The organism is Nocardia sp. NPDC059195 (assembly GCF_042754695.1).
Classification (GTDB): Bacteria; Actinomycetota; Actinomycetes; order Mycobacteriales; family Mycobacteriaceae; genus Nocardia.
Genome location: NZ_JBHZBG010000002.1, coordinates 182,499 through 197,301 on the forward strand (window position 1 = coordinate 182,499; position 14,803 = coordinate 197,301).

Here is a 14,803-nt window from a genome sequence, read left to right on the forward strand (position 1 = left end):
TCGTGCCTCCGCCGGTTCCTCGTACACCCATCGGCGGAGGCCGTCGGGCTCATCGGCTCACAGTGGGGCATCCATGGCGACCAGCACGACCTCGGCGAGATGCGGATCGAGTTCGCCCGGCTCGAAGCGGGTCGTTCCGATCACATGCCAGAACTGGCCCGCGACGTTTCCCTCGTATTTGTATCGCCCGTCGGGCGTCAACGCGGCCCATCCTTCGGGCAGTCCGAGCAGTACCGCGCGAATCGACGGTGGCGCGCCGTGATCCGCCGCACCGGACCACAACATGACGTTTCCATCTTCGCTACCGCTGGCGAGCAGATCACCCGACGCATCGAACGCCAAGGTCGACACCCGGCGGCGATGACCTTCCAGGGTGTGCAGATGCCGACCGGTACCCATGTCCCACAACCGGATCACCAGGTCGTCGCCCGCGGTGGCGAGGATGCCACGCTCGGCGTCGATGGCCGCCGACCAGAGTTTTCCGGTGTGCCGCGTCAATTCGTGTACCGCCTCGCCCGACGTCACGTCCCAGATCCGTGCCGTGCCGTCCCAGGAGACGCTGGCGACGCGGTTATCGTGAAATGCCACCCCGTACACCCGGTCTCCGTGCCCGCGCAGAGTCTGCAAGCACTGCCCCGACTCCACATCCCAGATCCGAACAGCGGAGTCGTCGCAGCCGGATGCCATCAGCGCTCCGTCCGCGCTGAAGGCGAGGGATCGCACCCTGCCTCGATGCTCACGGTAGATCCCGTACTGGGCGCCGGTCGCGCGGTTCCAGATCGCCACGGTGTCGTCGTCGTTCGCCGTGGCGATGAGTTCACCGGACGGGTCGAACGCGATCGCCCAGATCGGTGCGTCCTCGATACTGATGTGGCGCTCATAGGAATCGGTGTCGAGGTTGAACAGGCTGAGTCTGCCGTCGTTGCCGACCGTGGCCAGCTGATGGGGCCGCACCGTGCTGAACAGCGCCGACTCGAAGGTCAGCAGGTGGTCGTCGCTGCCGGTCAGCGTGCGAACGAGCCGTCCGGTGACCGTGTCCCACAGCCGGACGACGCCGTCGTTGCCACGGGTGGACAACATCGCCGAGTCGGCGCTGAAGCCCACCGCCGTGGTTCGGCGGCCGTGCCCGGTGAGCAGGTATCGGCACGCGCCGGTGACCGGATCCCAGAAACGCGTGGTGAATTGGTCGTCGGTCACCACGAGCTGGGTGCCGTCGGGCCGGAACGCGAACGGCCAGATAGATCCGGTGTGGGCGGTGAGACGGTGCCGCAGCTGACCGGTCTCGGTCGCACGCAGGCAGACGAGCCCCGCGCTGTCCCCGGAGGCCAGCAGCTCACCCGACGGGTCGTAGGACAGCCAGTAGATCGCCGCGCTGTGTTCGGTCGGCGCGTGGAGTACCTCGCCGGTGTCGGTATTCCAGACGCGCAGCAGCCCGTCGGTGTCCCCGCTGGCCAGCAAGTCGCGGGAGGGGTGGAAGGCCAACGTGTAGATCCGCCCGGTGTGGCCGGTCAGTCTGCCCGTGAGCGTGCACGTGACCGGGTCCCAGAGCGTCAGTATTCCGTCGACACCACCTACCGCTATCCGGGTGCCCGACGAGTCGAAGGCGATGCGGTAGGCGGCACCGCCCACTGCCTGGAATTCGCCTGTTTGCCTGCCGGTTTCGATGTCCCATAGGCGCACCATGCCGTTGCCGTAGGCGGCGGCGAGCGTGCGACCGTGCAGGGCGATGCTGTAGATCAAGGCCATGCCGTCTTCGGGTGGCGAACACTCGTGGTGCAGGTCCCCGCCGGGCAAGGACCACAGCCGCAGCACCCCATGCGCGTCACCGGTGGCGAGCAGATCGCCGTCGGGACCGAGCAACACCGGCCACGGCCACTGTTCGTGACCACGCAGAATCCGTCGCAGTTCCCCACTGTCGGCATCCCAGATGCCGACAGTTCCGTCGCCGGAGCCGGTGATCAGTACCTGGTCGGTGTAGGCGACGGCAAAGGTGCGCACGCGGTGGGTCTGCAGCATCCGTAGCGGGCGACCGGTGTCGGCGTCACAGATCAGGACACCCCCGTCGTCACTGCCGATCGCGACCGTACCGCCGTCCGGGCGGTAGGCGACGGGCTGGGGCAGCCTGCCGCGGCTGGCGTGGAATCCGTGCCGCACACCCAGTGCGGCAGGAGCGAATTCGGTGTGCACCGATCCGCCGGGTACCACGGCCGCCCCGCGCAGATCCGCCCCCGCGGCGTGGCCGATCACGTCCAGGAGCGCGGCGCGTTGCCAGCGGCTACCCCGCCCACGCGAGCCGGTCAGGTCAGTACGGATCAGGCGCGCCCTGGTGAGGTCCGCGTCGGTCAGATCGGCGCCGACGAGGCGTGCTTCGTCCAGACGCGCCGCGACCAGCTGTGCACCGCGCAGCACCGCATGCGTCAGGTTCGCCCCGATCAAGCGCGCACCGCTCAGATCGGCGCCGCTCAGATCGACCCCTTGCAGGTCGCGGTAGGAGAGGTCTTCGCCGGCCAATATCGCACCGCGTAGGTCCGAGCTCGGCGCCGTGCGCAGCCGAGTGGTGATCCGCAGCGCGTTGGTGCGTGAGTTCGGGTCCGCGGCTGCGTCGGACAACACCGACTCCGCCCAGGCGCGCAGCACGCGCGGGTCGGCAAGGTCGCACAGGAAATCTATGATGAGCAGCGATAATTGGGCCTGCGCGAGATGTGGCGCCCGCACGCCCGCGCCGAGCAGGTGGGCGATGTGATCGGCCACCAGCCACTCGGTCACCGAGGAATGGATGAACCCGAACAGGTCGTCGTCGGTGCGCACCAGCAGGCTGCCCGATCCGATGGCATGCGCCGACTGTTGGACCGACATTCGATCCTGGACGGCAGTGTCGGTGAGTTCCCTTGCCACTTCCGATAATTCGGCTGCACGCAGGTAGCCCCTACCGCTCTCCCACACCCGCAGCGCGAAAGCCGTGACGGCCCGCCATAATTCGTCCAGTCCCAGCCCCGGCAGCGATCCGGCGACAGTAGTCGTGCGGTCCACCTCGTAGCGAAGCCAGGAATCGAGAATTTCCCGATACAACGCGGCCGGGCCGATGGCGTTGGTCGTCCCCGCGGCCGCGCGCAATCGGCGCTCCTCGAGATCGGCGATGAAGCTGAGCATGCGCGGGTTCTGCGCGAGCCCGAGCAGATCCTGAATCCCCCTGATCAATTGCATTCGGGCGTCGGCGCGCCGCGTGTCACCGCCGTAGCGGTTGGTGAGGAAGGCATGGATCTGCGGCGGCGCGAACTCCTCGATATTGATGATGCGTCGGTCATCGAGCAGACCGACCCGCTCGCCCAGCGCCGTCAATACCTGGGCCCTTGACTCGAAATGCTGCGTCCGGCTCGCCACGATGATCTTCGCCTTGCCCACGGCAGCCTGCAGCAGGGTCTCGAGGTGGTCGGCCGCGAACTCGTAGCTGATCCGGGTCACCAACTCGTCGAAGCCGTCGAACAGCAGCACCACCCTGCCTTCGCGCAGCATGTACCGCAACGCTTTCAGATCGATGCGGTCTTCGCCGTGATTCGCCAGGTGGGCGGCCACCAGCCCGTCGACCGAGTGGGTCTTGTCGAGTGCTCGCAGGTCGATCAGAATCGGGATCAGCGCGGGCGTCGACTCACTGATCCGGCGGGCGAGCTCGCGCAGCGCAAACGTCTTGCCGCGCCCGAAGTCGCCGAGCAGGAGCACGAACCAGCCGTGATCGGCGGTCACGACGCCCATGAGTTCGGCGATCAGATCGTCGCGAATCGCGGTTTCGCTCTGTTCCAGCAGCCGAAATCGTTGCGGCACATACAACTCGGGCGGGTAGCGTCGGTCGGTGCGCAGGGCGAGCAGCTGTTGGGCGAGGTAGTCGGTCAGATCCAGCATGCCCTGGAACTCCAGAAAGCTGCGGATGCGTAAACCTTGACCCGCCGCCTCCTCCCGCAACGAACGGGCCGGAACCGCACCGCGATAGACGAGCTCGGAGCCGAATTCCGGGTCGTGTGCGAGGAAATCCTCGACCACCTGCCTGGACGGATCCCCCACATGGGCACCGATGCGCCACTGCGCGGCCATCCCGTCACGATGATGAGTGACGAACAGATGCGGTGGGTCCGCCTCGACACGCCTGATCCGCGCGCCCGGGTAGCGCGCCTCGCAGACCTCGGCGATGCGCTCCAGCAAACGCCCGTGCGGATCGACCACGGGCGCCGGGTCACCGGCCTGGTCATCGAAATCCGGATCGTCGTTCCCCGCGGATTCGATCATCTTCGCCTCGGCGGGCGCGGCCAAGGTCGCGGAGACGTTCGACCAGGACACGGGGATGACCGTGCGCTCGACCGCTCGATCATGGTGCTGGGCGGGATAGCGCGACATGCCCTCGGTCGTCAGGTGGATGATCTCCGCACTGCCCGGTGCCACGGCAGGCAGCACCGGCAGCACGCCACCCAACAGATCGGCGTGCACACCACCGGGTCCCGGCCCGTGCAGCAGGACGTTCAACCGGTTGCCGAGCAGCCGGGAGAGCGTCGTCGCGTCGCGTAGGAGCGCAGGGTCGGTGCGTGCGGCTCCCGCACCCGGCATGGGATCGTGGCGCACCACACCGAGGCGGAGCCATCCGCGTCCCTCGAACGCGCGCAGTTGCTCGGAGAACCAGGCGACCTGGGTCTGCCCCACACTGCCGTAGTCGTCTTCTTGACGATGCGTCGCGGCGATCGTCGAATTCAGACCGGCGACGACAACGCGCAAGTCCGCGATGGGAAACAGGGTCCACGGCTGCCCGGCGTCGAACACCAGATGATCCAGGCCTTGGTACAGCTCGCCGAACATGCGCTCGAACTGTTCCAGTTTCTCGAAGTAGGGCGGTTGGGGTAGCCGGTCGCGTGACTCGCAGCGCAGAAAGTAGCTCTCGCACGCCTTCTTCGACACATCGTGATTGCCGGGCACGACGATCAGCCGATCAGGTTCGAGACCGAGCAGAATTCGCAGCCCGGTCAGGAACGCGAGTGCGTCATCGACCTCGCGCGGATGCCCTGATTCGGTGAGATCACCGGAGACGACGATCAGATCCGGTGACGGCACGCCCTGATCGGACAAATGGATGACATCGGCCCAGATGCGTGATTGCAGTTCACCGGGATCGGCGGGCTCGTCGCGCCCGAACAGCCCGCGCCCGAATCGTGGTCCGGCGACGTGCAGCACCGACAGGCCGTCGCGCGCCTCGCGAGAACCACCTGATCCAGGAAAGCTCGGTGGCACAACAGGAGTCCGCCGGTGCTCCACAGTCTGTGCCGGGCCGAAGCCGTTGGGCACCAGCCGATCCCGCACCGCGGCACCGGCACCAGCCGGAAACTCCGGCCCGCGCACCGGTTTGGCTCGACCATCACGCATGTGGCCGACGCGATCCAGCAGGATATTGCGGGCGGTCTCGGCGCTGGCGACATTCAGCAGGTCCAGATAGGTGCGGGTCGCGAGCAGGCCTTCCAGCGCGCAATCGGCGACCCGCACCGGCAACAGCTTGTGTTCGTCGGTGCGAATTGCCGCCTGCCACTCCATTGTTCCGTAATAGGAGCTCAGGTAACTGTCGGACAGGATGGCGATCACGATGGCCGAGTCACGCACACCACGGTCCATGAAGTCGATGAAGTTCGTGCCCGGCACGAAGTCCCACGCCTGGATCAGCGTGCGGAATCCGGCGGTCTCCAACTGCCACGCCACCCAGGTTGCCCAGCGCTCGTCGGCCGGCGAATAGCTGATGAAGAAGAACTCGCGTGCCCGCCCCAGGTCCGTCACAGCTTCGAGTATGCGCTCCGAATGATCACCGCGACAGCCTCTTGCGCGGACGAGCACGCGTCCCTGGAGCCGCAATGCGATCATGGATCGGTGTCCGAAAAGGTCGACCAGCGACGTTGCGTCACACCACGACCGTGGATGGCACGACTACCACGGCTGTCGGTGCTGGACCGGATTCGCGTCGGCCTGCTCCTGGCCGGGTTGACGTTCGTCGCGACCGGGCTGCTGCCACGCGCCGAGGCGGCGGCGAACCTGCGTCGCGTGGGACCGTTGTTGCTGTTTCTCGCCAGCGTGATCGTGCTGGCCGAGCTCACCAGGGAAGCCAAGGTTTTCGATGTCATCGCCCATCGCATCGCCATCATCGGACGCGGCAACTACCTGGCCCTGTTCGCGCTGTGCGTGACCTTCGCCTCCGCGACAACGATTCTGCTGAATCTCGACACCACCGCCGTACTACTGACCCCGGTCATGCTCGCGCTCGCAGGACCGACCCGCATCCCGCCGCTGCCGTTGGCGATCACCACGCTGTGGTTGGCCAACACCGCGAGTCTGCTGTTGCCCGTTTCCAATCTGACGAATCTGCTGGCGGCGGATCGGATCGCCAAGAGCTCCACCGAATTCGCGGCGAGTATGTGGGCGCCGCAGATCGCCTCGATCACGGTGACGATGCTGTTGCTGTGGCTGTGGTACTGGCGCCGTGGTCGTCGCGACGCCGACCGCTACGTGCCGCCGGAACCCATCCGCACCGACGGAATGCGTGCGCGGACACTGCTGTACGCGACCGCGGGTGCGTGCTTGCTGTTCATTCTCGCGATTCCGGTGGTCGGTGATCAGATCGGTCTCGCCGCGGTGGTAGCCGCTGCGATCGCGGTCATCGCCTTCGCGATTCTGCGCCCCAGCGCACTGCGGTTGTCGTTGATCCCGTTCCAGTTACTGATCTTCGTGGTCGGATTGTTCCTGGTGGTGCCGACATTGAGCCGATGGGGACTCAACGACATCATGCACGGCCTGATCGGCGTCGACGACGGTATCGCTGGGGCGTTCCGCGCGGCGGCCGCGGGCGCCGGTCTGGCCAACGTGGCCAATAATCTGCCTGCCTACACCGCTGGGGAATCCGTCATCCCGGTCGAGAACGGGACACAGCTGCTCGCGCTGCTCATCGGCACGAACGTCGGGCCGGTCGTCACTCCGTGGGCGTCGCTGGCGACGCTGATCGGGCTGGAGTTCTGTCGCACCCACGGGGTGCGCGTCCCGATGCTCCGGTTCGTCTGCACCGGGTTCGCACTGGCCCTCGGCGCGACGGCCGCCGCGGTCATCGCGCTGCTGCTCACCGCCTGACTTCTCGATTTCCCGGCCCACCGACGGGGTCGCGCGGCCTATCCTGGAATCACCGAACCGGGAGGGGGCCCGATGTCACGACTGCTGAACTGGTTGCGTACCAACGTCGATGGCGCGCTGGCTCTGACCATCGCGGTGATCATCGGCGCGATCGCTGTGATGGATCCGCTGTCGAATCAGATCGAGCTCGAACCAGCGGTCATCGACGGCGCGATGCTGCTCGTGCTCGCCCTGCTCGCGACCACGCTGCTGCGTGACCGGCGCATCGCCACCAAAGCGGTCAGCGACGCGACCGCGGTCCATCTGCTGTACGGACCCGAGATCGGCCACGCGCACACCCTCGCTCGACGCGACACCGAGCAGTGGATCTTCAAGGGGGGCACCGGAACCTACATCCGAGCCGTCACCCTGCGCGCGTGCGTCGAGAACGCGCGGCGTGAGCAACGCCCTCTGCGCATGCAGATCGAGATCCTCGATCCGTCCAACGAGGCGCTGTGTAAGACCTACGCACAGTTCCGGTCCTCGCTCACGCCGGAAGCCGACCGCACCGGCGAGCAGTGGACCACCGAACGCACCCGCAAGGAGGCCTACGCGACGGTGCTCGCGGCCTGCTGGTACCGGCAACGGTTCACCTTCCTGACCATCGACGTGGGATTGTCCGCGGTGATGACGACCTTCCGCTGGGACCTCTCGTCGAGTTGCGTCATTGTCACGCAGGACAATCCGAATACCCCGGCGCTGATGTTCGAACGGGACCGACCCTATTACCGTGACTTCAGCCGCGAGCTGGTCGCCAGTTTCAAGCAGACCAGCCAGGTTCCGCTGTATCGGTGCGAGGACCTGCCGTTGGCGGACGAACCTTCCGTCGACCAGACCCGGCGACTGTTCGACGCGCTGGGATTGGGGCTGCCGACCTCGTTCACCGACCGCGACGTCGCCGATATCGTGCGCCGTGCGCTCCAGCCGAGAAACCCGTACTGATGTCGGCCTACACCCGGCTCCGTTCGCTGCTCGCCTCGGCGGACGCGACCGCCGAGGTGCGTGCCTGGGTGCACGGCTATCTGACCGACGTGGCGACCGGCGTGGTCGAGGTCGTGGCGGTGCGGCATCCGTTGGGGTTCACCTGTTTTCCGGTCTGGCGACAGGAGGACTCCGGCATCTGCTTGCATGTGTGGAGTACTGACCGGCGTGCCGCGACGACGACGTCGATGGTGCACGCCCACAGCTGGAACCTGGTCAGCCATGTCCTGTACGGCACGGTCGTCAACGAGATCATCGATGTCTCGGCCGATTCGGACGCGGGTACACATCTGGTTTTCGAAGTGCGTAGCGACATCGACGGCGATACCGTCCGCGCCACCCACCGCTCGGTCCGATACCGCAGCCGCTCGCGCGAGGTGTTCCGCGACGGCGACGTATACACGTTGCCGCACAGCGAGTTCCACGTCACCGATGTGTTGAGCACCGCCGCCACCCTGGTCCTGGGCGAACACATCCCCGGCGAACTCGACCTGTCACTGGGTGATCCCGGCACCACCGATCATCGTGTCGAACGCACACCGCACAGTTCCCAGCGGACGCGGGAGCTAGCCGAAGCCGTCCTGGCGCGCCTCCGAACGGATTGCCCCACCAATGGCCTGGAGGAACGGTGCGACACAGCGAACTCATAGATCTCACACTCGAACGAGACGTCGTCGAGCGCGCCGCCGCGACCGCACGGGAGACCGCGATCCGCGCCGGGCAGCTGATCCACTCACGTCTGACCCAGCCGCTCGGCATCCGGGTCAAGGACGCGGGCGGCGATCTGGTCAGCGATCTGGACATCGGCGCCGAGAAGATCATCCTTCGCGATCTGCGCCGAGCATTCCCCCACCACCGCGTCATCGCCGAGGAATCCGGCGAACTCGACGGCGAGCCGGAATGGTGCTGGTTCATCGACCCACTCGACGGCACCAATAATCTCGCAGTCGGTCTGCCGGTCTTCAGCATCGGTATCGCGTTGTGCCACTTCGGGACCCCGGTGATGGGTGTCGTACACGAACCGATGACCGGCAGTACGTGGTCGGCCATTCGGGGACGAGGCGCGGTCGGGCCGAATGGTGCGCTGCGACCTCAGGTGCCACCCCGGCCGGTGGGCGGTCCCGTCCTGGCGTGGTTACAGGGGTATCCGGTCGGTCGTACCGACCCGACAGCCATCGCGCTTCGACTCGCGCTGGAAACCCACTCCCGGCGCCTCATCCAGCTGTGGTCGCCCCTGCTGTGCTGGATCATGTTGAGCCGTGGGCTGATACACGGTTTCGTCGGCTACCGCGCCGGGTTGATCGACTTCCCCGCAGGCAGTGTGATCGCCCGTGAATGCGGTGTCGAGATCACCGGCTTCGACCGGACTCCACTGCCCGAAGCCATCGATGACCCGTCGGGCGAAGTGAGCTTCCTGGCCGGTGGGCCGGTGGCCGTCGACGAGCTGGCGCAGCTCGTCCGATCTGTCGTGCGCAAGCCGGATCCGCCCGCTAGCCTGTAGCGCATCGCCGCGGACGAATCACCCGGGCGATCTCGGCGAAAAGGGGTGGCCGCCATGAGTTTTCCCGCACGCGTCGTCGCAGCTGCGATGTGGATCAAGAGCAATTTCGAGACTGCGATCGCCATCATCCTGGCTGTCACACTGAGCGTGCTCGGGCTGGTCGACCCCAGCAGGCAAGAGCTGCTGACCAAGGTCATTCCCCTCACTCTCGGCGTGATCGCCTTCGCCATTCTGCGTGATCGATGGCGACAGGAGGCGATGAACGCCCAGGTACGACAGTCCCTCACCGACATCGCGCACACACTGCACGAGCTGAACGACCGGCGCGACCGGGCCTCGGCGATCGACGAACTACTCACCAGTACCCAGCGCACGCTCGACAGCATGTCGGCAGTCCGATTCGCCAAGGGCGACGAGGTATCGGAAGTGCTCGCCAAGGCACGGACCGAAACCGATCGCTGGATCTTCAAGGGCGGCACCGGGGCTCACACCCGCGTTGTCACGCTGCCCGACTGCCTGCACCGGGCTCATCGCAATCGCCGGGAGTTGCTGGTCCGACTGGAAATCCTCGATCCGACCGATCGCGACCTGTGCTCTCGTTATGCCGCGCTCTACCGCTCGCTGGCCGAGGGCGCCGACGACGACGCGCGTACCTGGACGGCGAAAGGCACGCAGATCGAGGTGTATGCCACTATCGCCGCGGCATGCTGGCACAAACAACGACTGCCGCAATTGCTCGACATCCAGATCGGCCTCACGTCATCGGTGTCGCTGTTCCGGTGGGATCTGTCCACCCGCTTTCTGATCGTCACCCAGCGCGGACCGCGATTCCCCGCCATGATCATCGAGCGCGACCGCCCCTATTACGACTCCTGGAACATCGAACTCAGGACCAGCTTCGCCGAATCCCGGCCGGTCGCGATCGACCGCGCGACATCGGTTCGGCTCGACGACGAGCCGACCGTCGACCAGGTACGCGAACTGTTCGACACCTTGGACATGGGCCTGCCCGGCGATTTCGACAATGCCGACGTCGCAGACATCATCACCAAAGCACTCCAGGACCGCGATCGAGCGGTCCGGGGTGCGGGCGATACCGCAGCGTAAGGGTCGCCCTTCGGTGCTGGGCCGCGACAACAGCAGCCGGGGAACCCCTTGATACGAGTTCGATTGCGGCAGTGGCAAGCTGGCAGAGTGGAACAGCCGAACGTCCCGCAGGGGCACCAGACCTGGCAACCGCCGCCGGGGCCGAACGATCAGTGGCGACCGCCCCGCGGTCGTCGCAAGCGGCCGGGCCATCGGGAGCAGCAGGCGCGCAATGCGCGTTTGTTCGGCGGCAAACGTAAGTGGGTTCTGCTCGCGCTGGCGGCGGTCGTGCCGATCAGCGCGGTCGGCTTGGTCGCCTGGGGTCTGATCTCGCCGCGATCGGATACGGAGCGGACCGGCGATTGCGGGTACTACACCGATCCGACGCGAGGTGGCTGGGACTTCCATCGACGGGCATGTACCGACTCTGACGCGGTATTGGTCATCACCAGCGCGTGGAGTACGCAGAAATGCGCGACGGGTGACACGGATTTCTCCCGCAGTCGCCGGAAGAATGTCAACAACCCCATGAAGCACCTGTGCACTCACCTCAACGCGAAAGTCGGTGAGTGTGTCAACGATCCGGGCAACGTGAACGCCCACCTGTACCGCATACGCAAAATTCCCTGTGGCGCAGGGGCATTCAAGGTCAATACTCGCGTCGAAGCCACTGACCCGAACGTCTGCAACACAGCACGCAAGCAGTTTCGCGAGACGAAGGCGGTGACCCACACCTCGCCGGCGGTCTCGTTCTGCCTACACAAGATCTGACCGACCAGGCGAGCCCGCAGACGACAACAGCCGCACGTTCACAGTGAACATGCGGCTGTGACAACGGGATTCACGCCGAGACGGTGATTTCCCATTCGTGGATCGTCAGTTCCGATGCGCCGGTGCTGTGCAGCGGATCGGTGTGCACCAGTGCTGTTGCGGCAGCATGGCTTTCGGCCAGCACAACGTAGGCACCACCGGTGCCGTCGGTGAAGCCGCCGCTTTCCTGGAGTCGGCCTTGCGCGAGCAGTTCCTGCAGGAAGGTGCGGTGCGGTTCGATCACCGAGGCATCGAACTTCGGGGTGCGCACGGCCATCACGAGGTACTTGCGCGCCACGGTCAGGACTCCGTCTCGCCGCGCGCGGCCTTCGTGGCGGCCGTGGCAGCCGCCGCGGCGCGAACCTGGGGTGCCACCTGCACGACCTGGCCGAGCACGCCGTTCACGAACGACGGGGAGTCGTCGGTGGACAGTTCCTTGGCCAGCTCGACGGCCTCGTCGACCGCGACAACCGGGGGCACGTCGGTGGCGTGGAACAGTTCCCACACCGCGATCCGCAGGATGGCCCGGTCGACGGCGGGCAGCCGCTGCAGGGTCCAGTCCTGGAGGTAACCCTCGATGGTGCCGTCGACCCGGTCGAGGTCGTCGGCGACGCCCTCGACGAGGGTGGTGGTGTAGGCGTGCACGGGGGCCACGCTCTGGTCGCGGGTCGCGAGCTCAGCGCGATCCGAGAGCAGCACGGAGACGTCGACATCGCGCGCCTCCGCCTCGAACAGCAGGTCCACGGCCCGGCGGCGCGCCTTGTGACGCGCGCCGAGCTTCTTGAACGAGCCCTTCTTGTCTGCCGGGGAGTCGGTCACGATCAGCCGTTGACGCGGCCGAGGTAGCTGCCGTCGCGCGAGTCGATTTTCAGCTTGTCACCGGTGTTGATGAACAGCGGGACGGCCACCTCGGCGCCGGTTTCCAGGGTGGCGGGCTTGGTGCCACCGGTGGAGCGGTCGCCCTGCAGACCGATGTCGGTGTGCTGCACGACCAGCTCGATGGTGACGGGAAGCTCCACGAACAGCGGCGCCTCCTCGTGCACGGCGACCTGCACGCCCATGTTCTCCAGCAGGAAGCGAGCACCGTCACCGATGGTCGCCTCCGGGATGGAGATCTGGTCGTAGGTGTCACCGTCCATGAAGATGTAGTCGGTGCCGTCGTGGTACAGGTAGGTCATGTCGCGACGGTCGACGGTCGCGGTCTCGACCTTGACACCCGCGTTGAAGGTCTTGTCGACGACCTTGCCGGACACGACGTTCTTCAGCTTGGTCCGCACGAACGCAGGGCCTTTGCCCGGCTTGACGTGCTGGAATTCGATGATCTGCTGGAGCTGACCGTCGATCTTCAGCACAAGGCCGTTCTTGAAGTCGCTGGTGTCCGCCACTGTCCTCGGATCTCCTCGTTCGTTTTACTGCGTACTGGGGGTTACTGCGTTCTGCGCGCCGACGTCAGTCGACGACGATCAAGTCCTTGCTGGTGCGGGTGAGCAGTTCCGGGCCCGCTTCGCGCACCACGAGCGTGTCCTCGATCCGGACCCCGCCGCGGCCGGGAAGGTATACACCAGGTTCGACGGTCACCGCCACACCAGCGAGAAGTGTACCGGTACTCGTTTTCGCCACTCCGGGTGCTTCATGGATCTGCAGCCCGACCCCGTGACCCAGACCGTGCACGAACTGCGGGCCGTACCCCGCGTCTTCGATGATCATCCGGGCCGCGGCGTCGACCTCGCTGGTCTGCGCGCCGGGTTTGAGCGCCTCGGTTCCCGCGCGTTGTGACCGGGCGACCAGTTCGTAGATGTCGCGCTGCCAGTCGGCGGGGGTGCCCAACATCAGGGTGCGGGTCATATCGGAGTGGTAGCCGTTGACCACCGCGCCGAAATCGAACTTCACGAAGTCGCCGGTGGCCAGGATCGCGCCGGTCGGACGGTGATGCGGGATCGCCGAATTGGCTCCCGCCGCGACGATCGTCTCGAAGGAGATCGCCTCGGCACCGTGCTCGAACATCGCCCATTCGAGGTCGCGGGCAACCTGACGTTCGGTGCGGCCCGGACGCAGCAGACCGCGCTCGAGCAAGGTGGCAAGACCCGCGTCGGCGGCCGCGCACGCCGCGCTCAACTGGTCGACCTCGTAGGGATCTTTGACCATGCGCAACTGTTCGACCAGGCCCGCGGCGGGGACGAGCTGCAGCCCGGTGCGCAGTTCCCGGAACGCGGAGTGCTGATCGACGGTCACCACATGGCTTTCGAAGCCGACGCGACCCAGTTGCCATTCCCCGGCCAGCTCGAGTATGCGACGCGCGGTGGCCCGGCAGATCTCGGCCTGCAGATCGGGGACCTGAGCGCCCACCTGAGCGGAGTACCGGCCGTCGGTGCCGATGATGGTGCGGTCCTCGGCGCCGCGCATATCCCACGAATGCACCAGCACAACGGCATTGGATCCGGTGAAGCCGGTCAGGTAGCGGACGTTGACCAAATCGGTCACCAGCAACGCGTCGACACCGTTTTCCACCAGCAGGCTCCGCAGGGCACCGCGCCGGGCCGCGTAATCGGGAGCCGTGTAGTCAGCACACATGGGTCAACGCTACCGCCCAACGGGCGACACGTCGGCACGCGATGCTCGGGATTTCGTGTCGGCCGGCAATTGGATACGGCTTTGTTCACATGCGCGGAAGTTGTCCACATTCTCGGGTACGACCCACTTTCGGCGGTCACGCCGCAGCACGATCGATCCCATGACCACTGCCGCGTTCTGTTGCCTCATCGCCTGGTGTCTGCTGCTCGGCGTCATCGATATCCATGCCCGTCGTCTGCCCAACGCGCTGACCGGCGTCGGTGCGGCCGCGGTGTTCCTGTTCGCCCTGTCGACCGGGGAATTGGGGACCGCGGTGATAGGTGCCGCGCTGTTGACGATGCCGTATCTGGTTGCCCACCTACTCTCCCCTGCCGCACTCGGGGCCGGTGATGTGAAGCTCGCGGTGGCGCTCGGGGCCGCCGCGGCGATCGCCGGGCCACCTGCCTGGGTGTGGGCCGCGGTGGCCGCTCCGCTGCTGACTGCCGCGGCAGCGGTGGTGCTGCTCGGCGGTGATCGACTGCGGCTGGTGCTCGGACATGGTTCACGCCGGGTGCGGGCGGCACCGTCTCGACGGTTGGTTCCGCATGGGCCGGCCATGTGCCTGGCCACGGTGACCGCGATGGCGCTGGCATGACAGGCGGTGCGACGCGCCGAGATGATCCCGGTGACGGGGTT

The 14,803-nt window shown here is 66.4% G+C and carries 12 protein-coding genes; 7 read left to right on the top strand and 5 right to left on the bottom strand.

Annotation, left to right across the window (positions count from 1 at the left end):
* Positions 1 to 57 precede the first annotated feature (57 nt).
* Positions 58 to 5,802 carry a TIR domain-containing protein gene (locus ACFXKN_RS03565; protein WP_378945497.1) on the bottom strand — a complete coding sequence of 1,915 codons (5,745 nt, stop codon included), beginning with the start codon at positions 5,800 to 5,802 and terminating at the stop codon, positions 58 to 60.
* A gap of 138 nt (positions 5,803 to 5,940) precedes the next feature.
* Between ACFXKN_RS03565 and ACFXKN_RS03570 the strand changes: the two genes are divergently transcribed.
* The 6 genes from ACFXKN_RS03570 (at position 5,941) to ACFXKN_RS03595 (ending at position 11,518) form a co-directional block, all read left to right on the top strand.
* Complete coding sequence (locus ACFXKN_RS03570) at positions 5,941 to 7,140, top strand: SLC13 family permease (protein ID WP_378945493.1); 1,200 nt, start codon at positions 5,941 to 5,943, stop codon at positions 7,138 to 7,140.
* Positions 7,141 to 7,212: 72 nt separating this feature from the next.
* Entirely contained in the window at positions 7,213 to 8,121 is a 909-nt protein-coding gene (locus tag ACFXKN_RS03575; protein WP_378945488.1) for a hypothetical protein, read from the top strand.
* Entirely contained in the window at positions 8,121 to 8,810 is a 690-nt protein-coding gene (locus ACFXKN_RS03580; RefSeq protein WP_378945485.1) for a hypothetical protein, read from the top strand. Before ACFXKN_RS03575 ends, ACFXKN_RS03580 begins: the two co-directional genes overlap by 1 nt.
* Complete coding sequence (locus tag ACFXKN_RS03585; protein WP_378945482.1) at positions 8,789 to 9,661, top strand: inositol monophosphatase family protein; 873 nt, start codon at positions 8,789 to 8,791, stop codon at positions 9,659 to 9,661. The genes ACFXKN_RS03580 and ACFXKN_RS03585 overlap by 22 nt, the downstream gene beginning before the upstream one ends.
* A 54-nt stretch (positions 9,662 to 9,715) precedes the next feature.
* A complete protein-coding gene (locus tag ACFXKN_RS03590; protein ID WP_378945479.1) occupies positions 9,716 to 10,768 on the top strand; it encodes a hypothetical protein in 1,053 nt (350 codons plus the stop codon).
* A gap of 87 nt (positions 10,769 to 10,855) precedes the next feature.
* Complete coding sequence (locus ACFXKN_RS03595; protein ID WP_379432294.1) at positions 10,856 to 11,518, top strand: hypothetical protein; 663 nt, start codon at positions 10,856 to 10,858, stop codon at positions 11,516 to 11,518.
* 70 nt (positions 11,519 to 11,588) lie between these two features.
* Here the strand turns inward: ACFXKN_RS03595 and ACFXKN_RS03600 are convergent, their stop codons facing one another.
* The 4 genes from ACFXKN_RS03600 to ACFXKN_RS03615 all read right to left on the bottom strand — a co-directional run bounded on the left by ACFXKN_RS03600 (position 11,589) and on the right by ACFXKN_RS03615 (position 14,128).
* Positions 11,589 to 11,855 (bottom strand): YciI family protein, encoded by a 267-nt coding sequence (locus tag ACFXKN_RS03600; protein ID WP_378945473.1) that lies wholly within the window; start codon positions 11,853 to 11,855, stop codon positions 11,589 to 11,591.
* A 2-nt stretch (positions 11,856 to 11,857) separates the two neighbouring features.
* Positions 11,858 to 12,376, bottom strand: a complete 519-nt coding sequence (gene nusB / locus ACFXKN_RS03605; protein ID WP_378945470.1) for a transcription antitermination factor NusB — start codon at positions 12,374 to 12,376, stop codon at positions 11,858 to 11,860.
* Between the two features lie 2 nt (positions 12,377 to 12,378).
* Positions 12,379 to 12,942, bottom strand: coding sequence for an elongation factor P (gene efp / locus ACFXKN_RS03610; protein ID WP_056810621.1), 564 nt, complete (start codon positions 12,940 to 12,942; stop codon positions 12,379 to 12,381).
* Positions 12,943 to 13,006: 64 nt separating this feature from the next.
* The gene (locus ACFXKN_RS03615) at positions 13,007 to 14,128 is read right to left on the bottom strand and encodes a M24 family metallopeptidase (RefSeq protein WP_378945465.1); all 1,122 of its coding nucleotides are present in this window, start codon (positions 14,126 to 14,128) and stop codon (positions 13,007 to 13,009) included.
* 160 nt (positions 14,129 to 14,288) lie between these two features.
* Here ACFXKN_RS03615 and ACFXKN_RS03620 point away from each other — a divergent pair, with 160 nt between their 5' ends.
* On the top strand, positions 14,289 to 14,762 hold the full coding sequence (locus ACFXKN_RS03620) for a prepilin peptidase (protein WP_378945461.1): 474 nt from the start codon (positions 14,289 to 14,291) through the stop codon (positions 14,760 to 14,762).
* The last annotated feature ends 41 nt before the right edge of the window (positions 14,763 to 14,803 follow it).